This is a genomic window from Streptomyces sp. TLI_146 (assembly GCF_002846415.1).
Classification (GTDB): domain Bacteria; phylum Actinomycetota; class Actinomycetes; order Streptomycetales; family Streptomycetaceae; genus Streptomyces.
Map to the genome: position 1 here is coordinate 8,668,497 of NZ_PJMX01000001.1, position 18,824 is coordinate 8,687,320.

The following is an 18,824-nucleotide window of genomic DNA, read 5'->3' on the forward strand; positions in this document are numbered from 1 at the left end:
GGGGCTCCGACAGAATCCGTGCGCACCCATTCAACCCTGCCCGCCAGTAATCGGGGAGCAACTTGGCAGCCATGCCATGGACTTGAGGACGAGAACCGGGCCGGTGGGGTTCTTGCTGTCGCGCGTCCTTGCGCGAGGGTGCCCGGCGTTGCCGTGCGATGCTGTTTGCCCTGGTCAGAGGCGCGGGGCGAGCTACTTGGTCCGGCGCCCTGTACCGGGCCGTACGCTCACGCATCGCTCACGCGCTGCTGGCCACTGAGCAGCGCCTGCTCAGGCCTGCCTGAGGTCGTTCGCCACCGGGAACGGGGTCATTACCTTGAGGACGCCGGTGAACACGTCTCCGTTCCGGTAGGTCTTCGCCGCAGGGGCGAGTACATAGGTGTACATGAGAAGAACGCCTGTCGCCGCCTGCTCGATCCTGCAGTAGAAGCCGATGCCTGCCTTGGTGTACTGGTCGGCCTGCACGATCCGGTCGGTGGTCTCCGAACCTGGCGACTCCACCTCCGAGCCCAGCAGCGCGTGCTGAGGGCGGGGCGGGGTGATGTCGATCCCGCCCCACACCGACGGCAGGCCAGGACCGGCTCGACGAACTCACCGACGCCAGCGCCGAACCTCGCGCCTGTGAATTCCTTCCCCACCGGCACGGCACACTGGGATGGTTTCGTTCCGCTTCCTTCCGAGCGGGGACGCGGTTCATCGCGGCGGTCGGCCCCTTGGCCAGAGGGCGGAAACCGAGAGGAGTCGCGCACCCTGACTAGGCAGGCGCGTGCGTCGTAGGCGTCGCCGGCCGGCTCGCGGTCGAAGTCTTCCTGGTACACCACCGGTTCCCGTCGGCGCTCCACGAGCCTGCTGCGGAGCGCCCCGTGCCAACGGTCGCCTACGGCTCCCTGCATGCCGCGGGGTTCGAGGGCCGGGCAGCGGGCGAGGGGACGACCATGCTGGTCGGCTGGCACAGGGCGAGCGCGATGTCGTCGGCCGGCGCGTGGCCCGTGTGCGCGGCCACCATGGCGTACAGCGTGTCGAGCGCGTCGGAGGGGGAGAGCACGGCCAGCGCGTCACCGACCCGTTCGAGGAGCGGGAAGTCGGTGCCGTTCGCGTCGCGTGCCTCGCTCAGGCCGTCGGTGTAGAACAGGAGCCGGTCTCCACTCTGCAGATAGCAGCGATACGGCAGCGGCCTCGGATGCAGGCCCAACGGGGGCGTGGGCTCCAGTGGTTCCAACAACATGACCTGCTTGCCCGCCCGTAAGGGCGCGGGGTGCCCGCAGTTGACGAGGCGGACCTCGCCCGGGGCGAACTCGGCGAAGACAGCGGTGACGAAGTCCTCCGGCCCCAGTTCCGGGGCGAGCCTGGCGTCCAGGGCCGTGGCCAGGTCGGCGAGGCCGGGAGTGAGGTAGGCCAGGTCACGGAAAGCGCTGATGGTCGCCGCGGTGGTCCGCAGGGCGTCCAGGTCGTGGCCGCGTACGTCCCCGATGAGCAGGCGGACTCCGTATGGGGTGTGGACGACGTCGTACAGATCCCCGCACACCGACGCCCCCTGCACGGCGCACCGGTGCCGGGCGCATACCTCGATGCCGCCGAACTCCACCGACATCGGCCGCAGGATCGCGTTCTGGGACGCTTGCGCCACATCGGTGGCTCGGGCCAGTGCGGCCGCGTCGGCTGTGTGCCGGGCGGCATCGCGGACGGCCAGCGTGCTGCCGACCAGCAGGACGAGGAACTCGATTCCCAGACCCGGAGTCACCTTGAGGCCGCTCGCGGCGCCCGCTCCGAGAGCGAGCGAGAGCGCCGAGGCCGCCACCGCAGCGGTGCGCCGTGCGTCCAGGCGGGCGCAGGCCAGCACCGGACCGATGACCAGTACGGCGACTCCGGGTCGCCAACTGCCGAGACCGCTGAGGACGGCGAGCAGGCCACTTACCGCCAGCGCGAGCACCAGTCGGCCCCGGCGGCGCCGACCGCACGTTCCCGTCTTCCGCCACCACCGCCCGACTGCCCTGACGACCATGTGCGGCCCCAGCCTCCCCCTGTGCCTCGTGAGTCCGCGGCAGAGGACGGCCACTCTGGTCCAACGCGCTGCCGGGCAGGTCTCGTCGACCGGAGCCGACCGAGAGGTGGCCGGGTGTGTTCGCCGTGGTGCGGTCATATGAGCGCCTTGCTCGCAGATGAGGGCCCCTTGTGACATGCGCGGTCCAGGGCCGGGGCCGGGGAGCGGACTCGGGAGGGAGGGCTGTGGCGCAGCGCGCCCGCGCCCCCGCTTCGCGAGGCCGTCTCCCACGGCGACCGAATTCGGGCAAGGAACGGCGGTGATCCGGGACTGCCGCCCCGGATCACCGCTGCCGTCCTCTGCGGCCGCCTATCCGTGGAGCTTCGCCAGGGCGAAGTCGAGCCCGGTGCTGCTCGATGTCGCGCCGCCGGCGATGACGATGTCGTCGCTACCGGTCAGTGCGATGCCGCGAGCAACATCGGCCCCGCCGGAGTAGTCGAGGGTGGCGATGCCGTCCCCGCTGAAGCCGGTGTCCAGGGTGCCGTCGGAGTTGTAGCGGATGACGAGGGCGTCCCCGTCGACGGGGTCGACGGGGAACACGACGGACTCGCCGGTCAGCCCGGCGATGACGATCTTGCCGTTGCTGTCCACGGCGACATCGCGCGCCTCGTCGGCTCGCAAGACGTTCACGTCCGTGGTGACCTTGCCGTCGCCGCTGAAGCCGGTGTCCAGGCTGCCGTCGGAGTTGTAGCGGACCACGCCGACCTTGATGGGGCCCGTGATGCCGAACGGCTCGGGAGCATCGACCGCGCCCGCGAGCACGTAGTCGCCGCCGGGCGCCTGGGTGAAGCCGAACGCGATGTCGGAGAGGCCGTTGAAGTCGGTGGTCACGATGCCGTCGCCGCTGAAGCCGGTGTCGAGGGTGCCGTCGGAGTTGTACCGGACCAGCAGGAAGTCGCTGTTGGCGCTGCCGGCCGCGATCAGCTTCCCGCTGGACAGCTCCTCCAGCGCGAAGAGGTGGTCGCCGGTGCCGAAGTCCGTGATGACGACGCCGTCGCCGCCGCCGAAGCCGGTGTCCAGGGTGCCGTCGGAGTTGTAGCGGGCGATGAAGGAGTCCGCCCCGGCCGCCCCGGCCGCGAGGATCTTCCCGCCGCTCGTCAGGCTCAGGCCACGGATGCCGTCGCCGAGCCCGCCGGTCAGGTCGGTGGTGACCTTGCCGTCGCCGCCGCCGAACGAGGTGTCGAGGCTGCCGTCCGCGTTGTACCTGGCCAGCGCCAGGTCGGCGATCTGCTCCCCTCTGGTGAACCCGCCCACCAGGATCTTCCCGTCGCCGGCCGCGATGACCGACCGGGCCACCGCCAGGGTGTCGCCGAAGCCGGTGGTGACCTTGCCGCCGGTGCCGAAGCCGGTGTCCAGCGCTCCGCTGGAGGTGTACTTGGCCACCCCGAAGGAGCTCGGGCCGACGCCGGGGGTGCCGAAGCCCTGTCGCCCGGCGACGAACAGGGAGCCGTTGGACGTACGCAGCAGGTCGTTGCCGATCTCGGGCTCCGACGGGGTGGCACCGAAGTCGGTGGTGACCTTGCCGCCGGTGCCGAAACCGGTGTCCAGGTCGCCGGGCGCGGCCGCCGCGCCGGGCGCGAGGGCCACCACCAGGCCCACGGCCAGTGCGGTCACGGCTGACACTTGGGCTCGCCACATCGGGCGGTGTTCGAAGAGCGGGAAACGTCTGGTCACGAGTGGGACTCCTCACGCTTGCCGAGGCAATATGCCCCCGGTATGGCGGGCACCATTCCGCTCCCCTCGCCCACGTACAACCGGCGCGTCGGCGGCGCCTGGATGGACGTCAGGGCGCGCTGACCATTCGACGGCGTGTGTCGATGGCGGCGCTCCATGATGCGCGCCGTGCGCGCGACAGCCCCGCCGATCGTGGACAGAGGCGAACTGGTCGCCATGGACCCCGAAGTGAACGGAGACGGCCAGGCGATGCCGTGTTTCTGTCCGCATGGCCGGTCCCCCGCCATACGGGGGACCGTCGGAGCAGACTCAGCCGGGTTGATTCAGGGAGGAACCCCAGGGAGGAGGCCCGTGTCACACGGTGTGCCGGGAGAGGCGGAGTTGAGCGAGTGGTCGGGCAATCTGCCCTCGGATACTCGCAGTTTCATCGGACGGCAGGACGAACTCGTTCGGCTCGACGTCATGCTGCGTCCGGATGACGAGCCGACCGAGGGCGGCGGGGGACGGAGAGACGGCGACGGCGGGCGCCGTCTTGTGACTCTCCTGGGACCTGGTGGGATCGGCAAGACACGTCTCGCGGTGGAGGCAGCGCGCCGGATGAGGTCCGCCTACCCGGACGGTGTATGGCTGGTGGAGCTCTCCTGCCTGCACAACAGCGGTCTGACCGGACCCGGCACGCTGGGTCTTGCGACGATGGAGGCGCTGCGGGTAGCCGACCAGACGACGCGCCCGGCGGCGGAGGCGCTGGCCGCGTGGATCGCGGACAAGCGACTGCTGCTGATCCTGGACTCGTGCGAACACCTGCTGGAGGACTGCGCGGCCTTCATCGACGAGTTGCGGCTCGCTCCGCACGTGCACATCCTGGCCACCAGTCGCCGACGGCTCGGGCTGCCGGGGGAGCGGTGTCTGGAGGTCGAGCCGCTGCCGGTGGACGCGTCGGGTATCGCGGCTCGGGAGGACGCGGTGACCCTGTTCGCGGAGCGGGCGAGGGCCGTGCGCCCCGGCTTCGTACTCGACGAGGCCACCCGGCCGGTCGCGGTCTCCGTCTGCCGGTATCTGGACGGTATCCCGCTGGCCGTCGAACTGGCCGCGGCCCGGCTGTCCACCCTGTCGCTCATCGAGCTGGACGACCACCTCGGGGCGCGGACGGACCACCGACTGGCCCTGCTGGCCTCGGACGACGGCGCCGAGGTTCCGGCGCGTCACCAGGCACTGCGCACCACCATCGGCTGGAGCCATGAGCTGTGCGCTCCGCTGGAGCGGCTGCTGTGGGCCCGACTCGCGGTGTTCACCGGCGGATTCGACGCCGAGGCCGCCCAGGAAGTGTGTGCCGGGGGACCGCTGGCGGCCGGACAGGTGCCCGTCCTGCTCGACGAGCTCGCCGCCCAGTCCATCGTGCAGCGCGACCAGCGCACCGGCGCCGCCCGCTTCCGGATGCTAGACACGGTGCGCGAGTACGGCGCGGACTGGCTGAGGGAGTTGGGCGAGGAGGAGGCCGTACGGCTGCGTCACCGCGAGTACTACCGACGCCTGGCCCGCGACGGCTGCGCCGAGTGGAACACCGGCCGGCAGGTGCACTGGAGTGCACGTGTGCTGACCGACCATGCCAACCTGCGCGCCGCGGTGGAATGGTCGCTCGACGGGGCCGACCGACGCGCCGCCCTGGAGATCGTGGGTACCGTGGGCTTCCTGTGGCGCCACTGCGGCCATGTGCGCGACGCGAACCGGTTTCTCGACCGGGCGCTCGTGGCCGATCCGGCTCCGGGGCCCGATCTCCTGCGGGCCGTCTGGACGCGGGGCGCCGGAGCGATCATGCAGGGCGATGTGGACACCGCGGCCGAGTGGGGCCGGCTGTTCACCGACGCGGCCCGCCGGCAGGACGACCCGGTCGTCCTCTCCGTCTCCGTGTATCTCACGGGCGCCCACCTCGCCATGCGCGGCCGGTCGGCCGAGGCGGTCGGCCCGATGTCCGCCGCCGCCCGCCACCCCGTCCGGGACGACTGGCTCGGTTCGGCCCAGCTTCAGTCGATCGGCGCCCTGGCGTACGCGCACTTGATGAGCGGCGAGCACGAAGCGGCCCGCGCGCTGGCTGAAGAGGTCCGCGCCGAATGTGCCCGGCGCGGCGAGCACTGGACGCGCTCGGCCGTCGACGTGGTCGTGGCGATGCTGGACCTTGCCCACGGCGACATCGCCTCGGGGGTCCGCAACGCCGCCCGGGCCGTTGCCGCGCACCGGCTGCTGCGCAGCTCCGGCAGCCTCGCGGCCTTGGCCCTCGACAACCTGGCATCCGCCACCGTCGCCGCGGGCCAGGCTCACCGGGCGGCCGAACTCCTCGGCATCGCCCAGCGCCTGTGGGACCGCACCGGCGGCCGTGCCCAACTGAACTCCCCGGAGTTGATCGCCGCCCGCCAGGCCTGCGAACGCGCCCTCCGCGACAAGATCGGCGACCCGGCCTACGAGCAGGGCTACGAGGCGGGTCGCGCCATGTCGTACGAACAGGGAATGAGCCACGCGACAGACACCACCCCCCACGCAGCCGACTGAACCGCCCCGCCCCGCCCCGCCCCGCTCCGCCCACGCACGCAAACGGCCCCGGACGAGAGATCCGAGGCCGCGCCCGCGCTGCGGGCCTATCCGGGCTTGAGGCGGCTTTGTCAGGACTGGCGGGGGCGTGGACGTCCTCGGGCTGGTCATCGCGGTCGTCATCCTCTCGGCGAACACGCACGACAACGCCGCGGGCATCATCCTGCCTGGACCAGGTTGCGAGGGTGGCGACGGGCTGGTTCTGGTTCAGCGGCATCCACTGCAGCCCGTCGCTGCTGACCGCGAGGTGCAGGCCGTAGTGCGTACCGAGGCTTCACCGCGATTCGGTGAAGTAGCCCATGACGAACGGGGATTGCGACGCGGCCCTCGCCGACTGGCTCGTGACGGTCAGAGCGCCGGTCAGGGACAGGGGCACGGCCGCGGCCATGCCGAGGAACAACCGGCGCGACGGAAGGGGGGTTGCGCTCATCTGATCCTCCAAGGCGTGGGGAGATCCCGGCGAGAGGCCGCATCGGGAGATCGCTCGTCAGGGGCGGGACGTCAGGTCAGCTCGTCAGCTCAGAGGGGCCGCGGTGAGCCAGCTGGTGTCCTGGGCCCACGAGGTCGTGGAGTCCGAGGCGTTGGAGCCGCCGTTGGAGGCGATGTAGGCCGCGTACCGGTAGTGGCGGATGTACTTCGTCGGGAAGTTGACGGACTTGAAGGAGTTACCGGTCCCGCTGTTGCCCGCGGTGGCGCAGAAGGTCGCGTCCTGTGCGAACGAGGCCCCGCCGGTGTCGGCGCCCACGGAGAGCTGGTAGTTGCGGTGGTTCAGGAACTGGCCGGGTTTGCCGGCGGTTTCGAAGGTCAGACAGGAGCTGTTGGCCAGGCCGGCTCGCACGATCCAGGTGGCGTTCGCCTTGTCCGCGGCCGGGCTCGAGGAGTTGACGACGGAGATGCCGGCCGTGCTGTCGACGGCATTGCGCCGCAGGTAGTGCGAGGTGCAGCAGGGCGAGGTGGTGGCCTTCAGGGAGACCCGCGAGCCAGGGGTGAGGGTTCCGTTGCCGGTCGTGACGTTGCTGTACCCGACGGCGGTGATGTTCGCCTGTACGGCGTTCTCAGTGGCGTCCGAGGGATAGCCCGAGGTCATGACGCCTTCGTAGAAGGTGCCTTGGCCTGAGACGCTGTTGTCGCCGCCGATGCCGAGGATGATCGCGCCCTGCTTCTTCATCGGGTTGTAGCCGGGGGCATGGGGGCGTACGCCGCTGTAGTACGTGGACAGACCGCCTGCCTGGGCGTTGCCCCCACGGATGGCCCACTGGTTCGGACCGCCCTTGAGTGTGGCGGTCAGGAACCGGTGGCTGACGGAGGGGATGTCGTTGTAGCGGGTGTTTACGCCGGAGAACAGGCCGTTCTCCATGTCCGCCATGACCCAGGGGCCGCTGCCGCTGCCGTATCCCCACCCCGTGCTGTTGCCGAAGTAGAGGGCCTCCATGGTGCCGTTGCCGTCGTCGTTGCCGGTGGTCTCCGCGTTGCCGTAGTCGAAGCAGCAGCCGCCGTTGAAGTGCGTACCGTCGAAGATCGCGTACATGCCCTCGGGCTGGTCGCCGGTGGCGATGCCGTTGGTGTGGTTGTTCCGGTAGCCGGTGCCCGGGGCCACGTAGACGCCGTACGCCTTGTGCCCGGCGACGGTGACCGGCGCTTCGAAGGCGTTGGCCAGGTTGTCGTTCCCGCCCTCGGCCGGGCCGGGCCAGTGGCCCTTGAGCGCCCGGGTGAGTGTGTTGCCCTTGCCGGACTGGTCGTAGATGACGCTGATGACGCAGCTGGTGCCCGCGCAGAAGGAGTCCTGTGCGGCGGCGTCGGCGTATCCGCCGGTGCTCAGCAGTCCGATGTCCTTGGTCGCTTTGTCGGAGGCCCGACTGACCTGGTACAGCGGGCCGTTGTACGTCCCATACAGGGCGCGGGTGGTGCTGTGTGCGGCGACGCAGGGCGTGTTGCCCGCGGCGTAGATGTCGCACGGCCCCTGGGTGGCGGCCTGCGAGGTGGTGGCCGTCGCGGTGAGCAGGCCGCCGGTGAGCGCGGCGGCGGCCGCCGCGAAGAGCGCGCGGGTAACGCGTCGGATCAGTGGTGGTGTGGTCATGAGATTCCTTCATCAGTGGTGGGGGGTGAACCGGACACTCAGGTCACGGGCTTCAGGTGGAGCTCGGATGCGCATCGGCTTCCGGCCTCGCGTCAGCTCGTCACACGGAAGGTGGCGTCGCTGCGGCCCGTCGCGGTGGTGATCGGTTCGAGGCGCAGTTGGTAGGCGTAGTGCCGGAGGTATCGGTCAGGGTGGTTGTACGACTGGAACGACGCCCAGCTCGCGTCGGCGAGGCCTGCGACCTTCCGAAACGTGGCGTCCGCGGCGAACGGGGCAGAACCGTCGTTGCGTACGAGCTGGAAGTCGTCGTTGGCGTGCCGCAGGAAGCACCCGGGGCGGTTCACCGACTCGAAGGAGACGGTGCCGGTGCCCGCCAGGCCGATCCTGAGCCGGAATCGGGCGTCGTCCGCGGGGCTGACGTCCGGGTCGATGCGCACGTCCAGGTCGGTGGTGTGCCGCACGTACCGGTCCTGGTAGTTGTACGACTGCAGCCGCTGGGCCGGGGCGCTGGACCAGCGTGCGAGCACGCGGCTCTCCTCAGCGGCCGTCAGAGTCAGGATGGCGCCGTGGCGCTTCGGGGTGGCGCCCATGTCGTAGCCGGACGACGGCTGAAGCCGGTAGCTGCCGACGTCGAAGGGGTTCTTCGTCAGGATCGGCCGGTACTCGCGTACGCCTTGGGGGCTGTTGTAGTCGATGTAGAGGGCCCACTCCTCGCGGCCCCTGAACTTCATCCAGACCGGGCCCTCGACCACATTGCCGCTGAGGCCGATGCTGGAGAGGTTGCCGAGGTCGGTCCACGTGCCCAGGATCGAGTTGCTGCCCTCGACCGTGTTCCTGCCGTCGCCGGAGACCCGTACGTAGCGATAGGTGCCGATACCGGCGGGCACCTCGGCCATCTGAGTGTCGACGACCGGCGTGGTACCGGGCGGGTCGATCCAGATCTGCGGGGTGGTGAGGGTGCGGAAGTCCTTGGTGCGGGCGTAGTAGATCCGGTACTTGAACACGCCGTTCACGGTGGCGTTCGTCGCCCAGTACACGACGTAGTTGTTGGTCTCGGGGTTCCAGATCGCCTCCGGCGCCCAGGCGTTCCTTCCCCCGGGGATCAGTCCGGCAGCGCTGAGCAGCCACGGTTTCGACCAGGTCACGAGGTCGGTCGACTCCCACACCACGAAGTTGGGGCTGCCGTTCTCGTACGTCGAGCCGCAGCGGATACACAGGTCGGTCGCGATGATCCGGTACTTGCTTCCGTCGGGAGAGCGCACCAGTGCGGGGTCACGCACCCCCTTCGTGCCGATCAAGGAGTTCAGGATCGGCGCCCCGCCGTTGAGGTCGTTCCAGTGCATCCCGTCCGCGCTGTGCGCGAGGTACAGCATCTGACCGGTCGCGGAGTCGCCGGTGAAGTGCACCATCAGGTAGCCCGGATCCGCGGCGGCAGCGCGCTCGGGCGTCACGAGGGTGTGGGACGTGAAGAGCAGGCCGACGGCGATGACGACCGCCGCCATCCGGGAGAGAAGTCTGGACATGCGCAACTCCTTTGTTCTGCATGGGGGTGGCATGCGGGTGCGCGGGAGGAGCTGTGCGGTCCCTAGTTCCGCACGATGCGCCACCGGTTGTCGGCCGTGCCGTCGTCCGGGGCCTGCACGGCGAACGCACCCACAGCGGTGGAGTTGTTCGCGAGCGCGAGCAACTTGCCGCTGTGCACATTGCGGATCTTGTAGGTCCCGTCCCCCTGGTCGAGCAGCGTCCACCGGTGGTCGGCGGTGCCGTTGTCCGACCACTGCAGGACGGCCGCGTCGTCTTCCGTGGACATGTTCAGGACGCCGAGCACCTTGCCGCTGTGGGCATTGCGGAAGCGGACCGCGCTTGCGTCGGCGACCATCTCCCAGTTGTGGTCGGCCGTGCCCGAGTCGTGCCACTGCAGCGCCCGGCCGCCGTCGGCCGTGGACATGTTCTCGACGCCGAGGACCAGACCGCTGCCCGCGTTGGCGAGCCGTACGGTGGCGCCGGTGTTCCAGTAGACGGCGTAGTTGTGCCCGTGCGCGTCGTGGAACGGGCCCAGGTTGACGGTGGATCCGTCAGCGGTGGCGGTGAAGGCGAGCGAACTGCTGCTGGTCCGTTTGATGGAGGAAGTGGTCAGGGAGGGCAGAGCGCTCAGCGCCGAATCGCCGTAGTTGCCGGACAGGACGACCGGACCGTACGTGATCGCCGCGACGTTGGGGTTGTCGTTGGCCGCCCGCATGATGATCCGCATGGGCAGGCGGACGGTGACAGTGTCGCCGGAGGTCCACGAGCGGCTCAGGGTGGCGTAGCTGCCGGGGGTGGTGGCGAGGGTTTGCGCGACACCGTTGACGCTGACCGTGGCGCCGCTCGTCCAGCTCGGGATGCGGATGCGCATCGCCCAGGTCCCGCCGACGTTGCCAGTGACCTTCAGGGTCGTGGTGTCACTGGTCGGGTACGACGTGGTCTGGGTGAGTGTGATTCCACGCTCTGTCCAGGTGAGTACCGAGGGCACGAACAGGTTCACGATCAGCGTGTTGTCACGGTGGAAGTAGAGGGAGTCCATCAGCCTGGTGTGCATCTCCAGGCCCGTGCCCTGGCAGCACCAGAACGTCCCGTAGTCGGTGCTCCACGTGCCCCCGCCCCAGGCCGGCCCGACGCCGCGTCGGCCTCCGGGGCTGAGCGGGGTGAAGTACGTGACGTGGCCGTGGTCGTCGGCCGGGTTCTGCTGGCCGATCATCTGGTTGAGCCATGCCCGCTCGTAGTAGTCGAACAGCGCGGCCCGGTCCGGGTCCAGTTCGAAGAGTTCCCGGGTGAGGGTGAGCATGTTGACGGTGTTGCAGCTCTCGCACGTGTCCTTGTTCAGGTATCCGGCGATCGCGTTCGGCGCGCGGAAATGCTCCGCCTGACTGTTGCCGCCGATGGCGTAGGTGTGCGAGCCGACACAGATGTCCCAGGCGTTGGTGGCGATGTCCCGGTAGCGGGTCGTGCCGGTGGCCTTGAACTCCCGCGCGGCCCCGATCCACTTGGGCACCTGGGTGTTGGCATGCAGCCCGTTGAGCTTGTCCTGGTTGGCCGCGAGGGGGTCGAACACCGCGGCGTGGTCGAACCGCTGGGCGACGGCGAGCCACCGCGCGTCACCGGTCTGCAGGGAGAGATCCGTCAGTACGGCGTTCATGCCGCCGAACTCGGTCCCCAGCATGGCCTGCATCTGCTGACTGCTCAGCCTGCTGCTGCGCCGGTCCACCCATCCCGCCAGGGCGAGCAGCACGTCCCTGGCCTGCGTACTGCCGATGTGGCGCCATACGTCCAGGAGTCCGACGAGGGACTTGTGGACGGTGTAGTACGGCACGTTGCCGTTGGTCAGGGTCCGCTGCTCGAGAGCGGTGAAGTCGGACTCGGGGTAGCCGGAGAGGTATCCGGGGTTGAAGCCGGCGGCGCTGTTGTTGGCCTGGCACTTGGCCAACTCCGCGACCATGTACGTCGCCTTGTCCCGGCACACTTTGTCCCCGGTCACGGCGTACAGCTGCGCCCACGCGGTGAGGAAGTGCCCTTGGACGTGGGTGCGGAACGGGAACGTCGGCGCGTCCCAACCGCCCGTGGCGGCCGCTCCGTCGGTGGACAGCTTGTGGTTGGCGCGGAAGTTGTACAACAGCCGGTCGACATCGACGAACCGGAGATAATTCCCCGTACGGTTCTGGTTGTCCAGCCACCGGCTTGCGGTGAGCCGGACTTGGCCGAGTGCGAAGGGCTGCGCCAAGACTCCGGTGGCGGCCCGCGCGGAGGGGATCGCGGCGCGTGCGGGAGAACCGCCGATGATGAACCCCTCGGCAGAGGCCGCAGCGGCGGCCCCGGCTATTTGCAGAAGTCTCCGTCTACTGACTATGGACGACATCTTGCACCTTTCGATGACGAGAGAGTGCTTGCTCGGTCGTTGCGGCGCCGGGGCGCGGCGGTCGGGGTGGCCCCCGAGCCGTAGGGCTTACCCCCTAGCCACAGGGGCTGGCCGGTGACGCGCTGGAACGTCCCTGGCGGGTTGGAGCTGCCGACGTCGAGGTACTGGATCAGCGCGTCGCCGTCGGCCGTACTGCCTCCCCTGACGTCGAGGACCTTGGTCGCCCCACATGCCGGCCTGAGGTCTGGCCGCCGTGGCTCTGCCCGATGACGGCAGGCCCGGCAGCACGAGGGCCCCGGCGCCGACCGCGGTGAGCCGGCCGCACTGTCGTCTTGTGATGTCCACGATCCGTCCTCGGTCAGACGTTTCCGCGCGGGCATGGTGCATCTGGAGAGGTTCGATATCTCGAACGGCTTTCGAATTGTCGGACACAATGGCGCCGAACGTAAGGGGCGCCCAGCGCGGAAGTCAACGCCCCTGACAATACTTTCGACCTAAGTCTCGTACGCTGTCCGGGATTTCGAATAAACCAGTACTGCCCGAACATGCGCCGCTGGATCTCGCGCCGGTAGTCCTCCACAGGTGCTGCCTTCCCCGAGCCCGGTCGCGGAAGCTCGGGGTATGGCGTAGCAACACGCGGAGCCGTCCTACAGGGCTGCCGGAGAATCAGTACTACGAGGAGGCCGCCGCAGTCGGGCTGTTCGCCTGAACTGTTCTGAGGGCCGCATGGAGGAGAGGTCGGTTTGCCCTGAGTGCAACTTCGTGAGGCAGCCGTCGTCGAGGTGGGCCGTGTGATGTGCCCCCCGTCGCATCAACGACCGTCTCGCCGGGAATGCGTCGCCCTTGCGGTGAGGTTGACCGGGGCAGACACCCACTGACGGCGACAGCAAGGTGACACAGGTGAGGGAGCTTTACCTGAGTGTGGCGGACACGGCGGCGGAGCTGTTGGCCGCACCGGAGGTCGCAGAAGGCTGGCACCAGCCTTCCGCACTGGCGAAGCTCAGCGTCCAGGGGCTGGCGGGTCACCTGGCCGGGCAGGTCTTCTTCATCCCTACGGTGCTGGCAGAGCCGCTGCCTACCGAGCCGGCCATCTCGATCCACGAGTACTACGCGCGAGTCAGCTGGATCGGCTCGGACCTTGACACTCCGTTCAGGAGGAAGGCCCCAGCGCGGGTGGCGTGCTCCGCGTGTCTGCGGACCGAGTTGTTCGCGCAACCATCAGCAGCGTCTCCAGGGGTGGCGAGCGAACGGAGGGGGCGATCGTGGACCACTCGTCGAGCAAGATGCTGTGCTACATCGACGTCGACGGGCCGTTGAATCCGTACGCGGCCAAGGCGCATCGGCGTCCGGCCGGGTACACCACCCACCGGATGATGCCGCAGAGCTGGGAGTTGAGACAGACGCACAAGCCTCCCGGGCGCCGCAAGCCCCTCCGGGTATGGCTCAACCCCGACCACGGACCCGCACTCCTGACACTCACCGACCGCTACACCCTTATCTGGGCGACGACCTGGAGGGACGAGGCGAACGACTTCATCGGCCCGGTGCTGGGCCTGCCCACCCTGCCCTTCGTCGACTTCAGCGACGCGGCGGAGGCACGGTCGCGGCCTGACGGGCTGCACTGGAAGACGGAACCTTTGGTGGCACACGCCAACGGGAAGGCGTTCGCATGGCTGGACGACGAAATCACCGGTCAGGACCAGGCCTATGTCGCCTCCCACCACGCCGGACCTGCCTTGCTGCGCCGGATCGACCCGAGGCTCGGGCTGCTGGACGACGACTTCGCCGCACTGGGGGCCTTCGCGGCAGTGGCCGACGCAGACGCAGTGGTAGTGGCGGGAGGTGAGGAGATGCCGTCCAAGCCGACGGCTTGGCGGATCTCCTGAGGGGTGCCGCCTGTCGTCCACGGGGCGACGACCCACTGGCTCCCGGAAGTGAAAGAAGGTGGTCTTCGTGGACAGTTGCCGGTATCAGCGAGTTGGGCGCCGCGTCTACCGGCAGGCGCCGTTTGTGGGGGGGGCAGGGAACGGCCCGGAACGTGGTGTGCGTGGTGCTCGGGAGAGGCAGGCTTCGGGTGCAGCGGGGCGACGGGGCGTGGGACGGGCCGTGAGTCAGGCGGAGCTGCCGGCCTTCAGGTGAAGTGATCACTGTGTGGTGAAGCCTCATGATCGGGGATCCCGTCCCGGTGGCTGTGCCTGCACGCCGAGGTCCGTGACCTTCCCGCCCGCCGCGCCGTAGGGCCGAGCTCCTGGCCGGATGTCCGGCTGGCATCGGCCACAATCGGCCGGGAAGAGGTGCATGCTGGGCACCAGCAGGGATCGGGTTCCTGTCGGGAGGTCGAAAGAGTGAATGGCGGCAAAGGGAGGCGGCGCCTGCCCAGCCGCGCCTCGGCCGGGAAGAGGGCTGCGGCGCACCGGTCGGCTGTTGCCCGCAGGCGGCTCGGCCGGAGCGCCGGCGCGGTGCCCCTCGACCGGATCACCACGCGCGATCGGCTTGCCTGGCTGAACTCCGCGGGATCCAGGATCGGCACTACTCTGGACCTGGAGCGCACCGCCCAGGAGCTGGCCGAGTTCATCGTGCCCGGCTTCGCCGACGGGGCCGCTGTCGACATCCTGGAGAGCGTTCTGCGGGGCGATGAGGGCTCACGGTGGACGGGTACGGGCGTCCCGCTCATGCGGGCCACGGCGCTGTGCGCCATCGAGGAGCTGTCCGCCCTGGAGCCCACTCCGGTGGGCGAGACCTTCCTCCGCACGGAGCAGGCGCACGAGACGCTGCTCCACCGGTACTGCCTGCGGCAGGGCAAGCCTGTGATGGTGAGCCGGATGCGGGACGACGACTTCATCAAGGTCGCGCCGACGGAGAGTGCCGCGGCGAAGATGCGGGCCGCCGGAGTGCACAGCTATCTCGCGGTGCCGCTGATCGCCCGTGGGCTGCTGCTCGGCAGCGCGGACTTCGTACGCGGCCCCGGAACACCACCGTTCTCCTCCACCGACCTCGCGGTGGCGGAACACCTGGCCTCCCAGGCCGCTGTCTACATCGACAACGCCCGGCTGTACGGGCGCGAGCGCGAGCACGTCGTCTCGTTGCAACGCACGCTGCTGCCGCGCGCGACCCCGGCGACGCCGGGGCTGCGTGTGCAGGCCGAGTATGCGCCCTCGACGGCCCCCGAGGGTGTGGGCGGGGACTGGTACGACGTCATGCCCCTGCCCGGCGGACGTACGGCCCTCATGGTGGGCGACGTCATGGGGCACGGGCTGCCCGCAGCCGCGACCATGGGGCGTCTGCGGGCGGTGGCCCGCACTCTGATGACCCTGGACATGGCTCCGGAGCGCGTCCTGGCCCGGCTCGACCTCGCCACGCGTGACCTGGAGGACGAGCAGGTCGCCACATTCCTCTGCGCTGTCTTCGACCCGGCCGACTCCACCTACACGCTGGCCAGCGCCGGGCACCTGCCACCGCTGCTCCTCGATGGGCGGGGTTCCGCCGAGTTCGTGGACCTGCCCATCGGCGCGCCGCTCGGCGCCGGGGTGATTCCGTACGACCCGATCCGCCTGACAGCCCAGGCAGGCGGCCATCTGGTCATGTACACGGACGGTCTGGTGAAGTCCCGGCATGCGGACCTGGACCACCAGTTGGAACGCCTGCGCTCGGCGGCGTGCGGTCTGGCACCCGAGGTTCTGGAAGGCGGCGGCTTGATCGACTGCGCCCCCGCCGGCGCTGCCCGTTTCGACGAGGCCGTGCTCCTCGTCGCGGCGATCGCCCCTGCCGCCCCCGCCGGCCTGCGCGAGTGGCAGCTGCCCCAGGAAGGGCGTGCGGCGTCCGTCGCCCGGGGCCTGGTCACGGACCAGCTCGCCGCGTGGGATCTGACGGAGCTCGCCGACGTCTGCGAACTCGTCGTCTCCGAACTCGTCGGCAACGCCCTGCGCTACGGCAACGGGCCCGGCCGGCTCCGGCTGCTGCGCGGTGAGCGACTCGTCGTGGAGGTCTCGGACACGGGCCCGGACCTGCCCCAGATCCAGCACGCGGATCTCAGCGACGAGGGCGGCCGGGGCCTCCAGCTCATCAACATGCTGTGCCGCCGATGGGGCTCCTGCCGCACCGTGACCGGCAAGGTGGTCTGGGCGGAGCAGAACCTGCCCTCCTGAGGACCGCCGGAACCGCTGGACGGCAGGGAAGCAGGGCCTTGGCGTTCGCACGTAGATTTTACCGTCCCGCGGTTGCCGCCCCGACAGGTCCGTCAGACTCTTGGGCACCATGTCCCCGGGCAGCTGGTACTGCTGGTCACGGGGGGTGCAAGGGCTCTCCGCGCTGAGCGGGGAATGTTCATGCACCGAGTTCCGTCACCTCCGTGTCCTGCTCACCGTCGCCGAGGCCGGCAGCATCCGCGAGCCGCCGCACGGCTGCAGCTCTCCCAGCCGGCTCGCGCAGACTTCGGTCCGCCGGGGCGAAGTGCTGGGCACCGAACTCCGCACTGGCGGGATCGGCGCCGAAGTAGATCTGCTCTCCTCCATGACGGCGTCGCTGACTTGGTAACCGCTGACGGCTCGGACGAGGCCCGAGGCCCGAGGTCCGAGGCCCGAGGTCCGAGGCCCGAGGCTGGGCCTGGGACGAACCCCTGAGCAGGCCCGGTTCGAAAGGCAACACCGGCCCTCGTACGTGGCACGGGGCTCGAGCGCTCACTGGACGCCCCGTCGAACGAGGCCCTACGGCGCGGCTCCGGGGCGGGGGCCGGTGCACCCCCGATCGGCACGTGGGCGAAGATGGAGGGAGAGTAGCGGGGAAACACCGCAAGGCGCGGGAAACGAGGGTGCGGACGTGAACCAGCAGCAGCCGGGCGGATGGTACGGGCCTCCGCAGGCCCCGGGACCCGGCTTCGGTCCTGCCTACGATCCGGTCCTGGCACCGCCGCAACCCCGCGCGAGAGGCCGGATGGTGCTGCTCGCCGTGGGCGTGACGTGCGCGGTCGTGGCGGCCGCGGCGGGCGGATACCTGTACGGCCATCGCACCAGCGCCACCGCCACCCACGCGGCCGGTGCCACGGGTGCGGCTCGCAGTGCGCCGGCCGCTGCGCGCCCGTACCAACTCACCGCTCCGAAAAGCGTGCTGAGCGGCGCCTACGTCGTCGACCCGGAAATGACGCCCCCTGCCTCGGAGACGGACGTACGCGACTATGCCGCTCTCGGTATCGCCAACCCCGTGCCGGTCTCCGTCGCGTACAAGTCGGCCAGCACCGCTTCGAAGCAGACAGCCCAGCTCACGGGGGCATGGGGCACGATCAGTGACCCCGAGAAGGCCGTTGACAGGCACTTCGCGAAGAGCGCGCGGGACAATGCCGCAACTCCGAACGGGGGCGCCGCTCTGGTCGGCTCACCCCAGACGATGCATCCCAGCGGGTTGGGCGACGCCGTGATGAAGTGCCAGAACCTTCGTGTGAAGTTGGGTAGCGGGCATACCGTCACGTCCCCTGTGTGCGCCTGGGCCGATCACTCGACTTTCGGTGTGGTCATGGTCTTCGACCCCGCTTCCCTGCGCAACGGCGGCACCGGGGTCAGCCTCGGGGAGAACGCGGACACCGCCGCCCGGATACGTAACGATGCCCGGGTGCCCCGCTGACGCCTGGGGACGACAGGTTCGCCAGGTCGATGGGGGACACGAAGAGGCGGCGGGTGACACGAACGACGGAGGTGAAGGGCCATGAGTGACGGCATCCAGTGGCTGGCCGACCTCGATGACTGGGACGTGCCCGTCGTCTTGCCACGGGGTGTTGGGATCGGTGAGCACGGCCTGCGCTGCGGCGAGCAGCTCGCTCTGCGAGTCGGCGGCAAGCCAACGCACGAACGCGTGCTGTTCGGGCAGGTAGCGGCTGGTGGCCGGCTGGTCCGCGAGGACCAGGGCCTGGAGGCCGCTGGATCCGACAGTGAGGAGTCCGGCCCACTCCTCGACCGCGCAGGCTCGGTCGTAGTCCTCCACAGCACCGGATTCCTCGCCCCAGTTCTCCGAACAGCCGCCCCATTGCGCCAGCACGGACACGGGTACGGCGAGCAACGGGCCGCCCAGGGACTGCACCCAGTGCGAGGAGCGTCTCTTTGGGTGCGACGACACGGCATGTGAAGAGGAATCCATGCTGGCAGTGTGCCTGCGACCACTGACAACGCGCCGTCAACCCCAGACCGCCCGCTTCCCGCAAAGAACCGACGAGCCAGCTGTTCTGCGTTCGGACTCCGGGACCACGCCACGCTCCGGATGGGCCGGGCCTGGTGGATGCGTTCGGGGTGCGGCGCCCCAGTCATCCGTTCAAGGACGCGTTCGGCGAAGGCGAGTTCGTCCTGCTCGGCCCGCACTTCCGCCACCTGGTTGGCCAGCTGTTCTTCGAGTTCGTCCAGTTCCGCATGCCGCGCGGTGATCCGTTCCAGCAGCTCGGGATCCAGCATGCACAGGATCGTAGAAGACGGCCAAGCCGCTGCGAGGAGGAATGCTCGCCCTGGAAGTGCCGGGTGGCAGGCGCGAACGAGGCGGATCTTGCAAAACGCACGTCAGGGTGTCGCCCATGAACGGTG

10 protein-coding genes and 4 pseudogenes are annotated in these 18,824 nt (G+C 69.6%); 6 read left to right on the forward strand and 8 right to left on the reverse strand.

The window, feature by feature from the left end:
• Positions 1 to 270: 270 nt before the first annotated feature.
• The 3 genes and pseudogenes from BX283_RS38595 to BX283_RS38605 all read right to left on the reverse strand — a co-directional run.
• Positions 271 to 549 (reverse strand): annotated as a pseudogene (locus BX283_RS38595) (Uma2 family endonuclease); the annotation flags it as partial.
• A 328-nt stretch (positions 550 to 877) separates the two neighbouring features.
• The gene (locus BX283_RS38600; protein ID WP_180357406.1) at positions 878 to 2,002 is read right to left on the reverse strand and encodes a PP2C family protein-serine/threonine phosphatase; all 1,125 of its coding nucleotides are present in this window, start codon (positions 2,000 to 2,002) and stop codon (positions 878 to 880) included.
• Between the two features lie 348 nt (positions 2,003 to 2,350).
• A complete protein-coding gene (locus tag BX283_RS38605; protein WP_101392002.1) occupies positions 2,351 to 3,715 on the reverse strand; it encodes a hypothetical protein in 1,365 nt (454 codons plus the stop codon).
• Between the two features lie 597 nt (positions 3,716 to 4,312).
• On the opposite strand from BX283_RS38605, the gene BX283_RS38610 reads away from it, so the two are divergent.
• Together BX283_RS38610 and BX283_RS42530 are read left to right on the forward strand one after the other, a co-directional pair.
• Positions 4,313 to 6,259 carry a hypothetical protein gene (locus tag BX283_RS38610; RefSeq protein WP_101392003.1) on the forward strand — a complete coding sequence of 649 codons (1,947 nt, stop codon included), beginning with the start codon at positions 4,313 to 4,315 and terminating at the stop codon, positions 6,257 to 6,259.
• A 112-nt stretch (positions 6,260 to 6,371) separates the two neighbouring features.
• Positions 6,372 to 6,489: pseudogene (locus tag BX283_RS42530) on the forward strand (IS5/IS1182 family transposase); the annotation flags it as partial.
• Here the strand turns inward: BX283_RS42530 and BX283_RS38615 are convergent.
• The 4 genes and pseudogenes from BX283_RS38615 to BX283_RS38630 all read right to left on the reverse strand — a co-directional run.
• Positions 6,483 to 6,728: pseudogene (locus BX283_RS38615) on the reverse strand (alpha-L-arabinofuranosidase); the annotation flags it as partial. The pseudogenes BX283_RS42530 and BX283_RS38615 overlap by 7 nt on opposite strands.
• A gap of 84 nt (positions 6,729 to 6,812) precedes the next feature.
• Complete coding sequence (locus BX283_RS38620) at positions 6,813 to 8,375, reverse strand: alpha-L-arabinofuranosidase B (protein ID WP_101392004.1); 1,563 nt, start codon at positions 8,373 to 8,375, stop codon at positions 6,813 to 6,815.
• Positions 8,376 to 8,467: 92 nt separating this feature from the next.
• Positions 8,468 to 9,898 carry a glycoside hydrolase family 43 protein gene (locus BX283_RS38625; protein ID WP_101392005.1) on the reverse strand — a complete coding sequence of 477 codons (1,431 nt, stop codon included), beginning with the start codon at positions 9,896 to 9,898 and terminating at the stop codon, positions 8,468 to 8,470.
• 62 nt (positions 9,899 to 9,960) lie between these two features.
• Positions 9,961 to 12,267: a beta-L-arabinofuranosidase domain-containing protein gene (locus BX283_RS38630; protein WP_101392006.1), complete on the reverse strand. Its 2,307-nt coding sequence runs from the start codon at positions 12,265 to 12,267 to the stop codon at positions 9,961 to 9,963.
• Positions 12,268 to 13,550: 1,283 nt separating this feature from the next.
• On the opposite strand from BX283_RS38630, the gene BX283_RS38645 reads away from it, so the two are divergent.
• From BX283_RS38645 to BX283_RS40955, 3 genes are all read left to right on the forward strand, one after another.
• Positions 13,551 to 14,153, forward strand: coding sequence for a hypothetical protein (locus tag BX283_RS38645; protein WP_218976597.1), 603 nt, complete (start codon positions 13,551 to 13,553; stop codon positions 14,151 to 14,153).
• A 459-nt stretch (positions 14,154 to 14,612) separates the two neighbouring features.
• A complete protein-coding gene (locus BX283_RS38650; RefSeq protein ID WP_101392008.1) occupies positions 14,613 to 16,412 on the forward strand; it encodes a SpoIIE family protein phosphatase in 1,800 nt (599 codons plus the stop codon).
• A 784-nt stretch (positions 16,413 to 17,196) separates the two neighbouring features.
• Positions 17,197 to 17,880 (forward strand): hypothetical protein, encoded by a 684-nt coding sequence (locus BX283_RS40955; protein WP_180356965.1) that lies wholly within the window; start codon positions 17,197 to 17,199, stop codon positions 17,878 to 17,880.
• A gap of 135 nt (positions 17,881 to 18,015) precedes the next feature.
• Here BX283_RS40955 and BX283_RS38660 read toward each other — a convergent pair.
• Positions 18,016 to 18,390: pseudogene (locus BX283_RS38660) on the reverse strand (Imm21 family immunity protein); the annotation flags it as partial.
• A gap of 134 nt (positions 18,391 to 18,524) precedes the next feature.
• Between BX283_RS38660 and BX283_RS40215 the strand changes: the two are divergent.
• On the forward strand, positions 18,525 to 18,818 hold the full coding sequence (locus tag BX283_RS40215; RefSeq protein WP_143676619.1) for a hypothetical protein: 294 nt from the start codon (positions 18,525 to 18,527) through the stop codon (positions 18,816 to 18,818).
• Positions 18,819 to 18,824 lie beyond the last annotated feature (6 nt).

Bases quoted from the DNA above. Each gene is read 5' to 3' on its own strand.
- BX283_RS38600 (WP_180357406.1), bottom strand. From the start codon at position 2,002: ATGGTCGTCAGGGCAGTCGGGCGGTGGTGGCGGAAGACGGGAACGTGC.
- BX283_RS38610 (WP_101392003.1), top strand. From the start codon at position 4,313: ATGAGGTCCGCCTACCCGGACGGTGTATGGCTGGTGGAGCTCTCCTGC.
- BX283_RS38620 (WP_101392004.1), bottom strand. From the start codon at position 8,375: ATGACCACACCACCACTGATCCGACGCGTTACCCGCGCGCTCTTCGCG.
- BX283_RS38625 (WP_101392005.1), bottom strand. From the start codon at position 9,898: ATGTCCAGACTTCTCTCCCGGATGGCGGCGGTCGTCATCGCCGTCGGC.
- BX283_RS38630 (WP_101392006.1), bottom strand. From the start codon at position 12,267: ATGTCGTCCATAGTCAGTAGACGGAGACTTCTGCAAATAGCCGGGGCC.
- BX283_RS38645 (WP_218976597.1), top strand. From the start codon at position 13,551: ATGCTGTGCTACATCGACGTCGACGGGCCGTTGAATCCGTACGCGGCC.
- BX283_RS40955 (WP_180356965.1), top strand. From the start codon at position 17,197: ATGGTGCTGCTCGCCGTGGGCGTGACGTGCGCGGTCGTGGCGGCCGCG.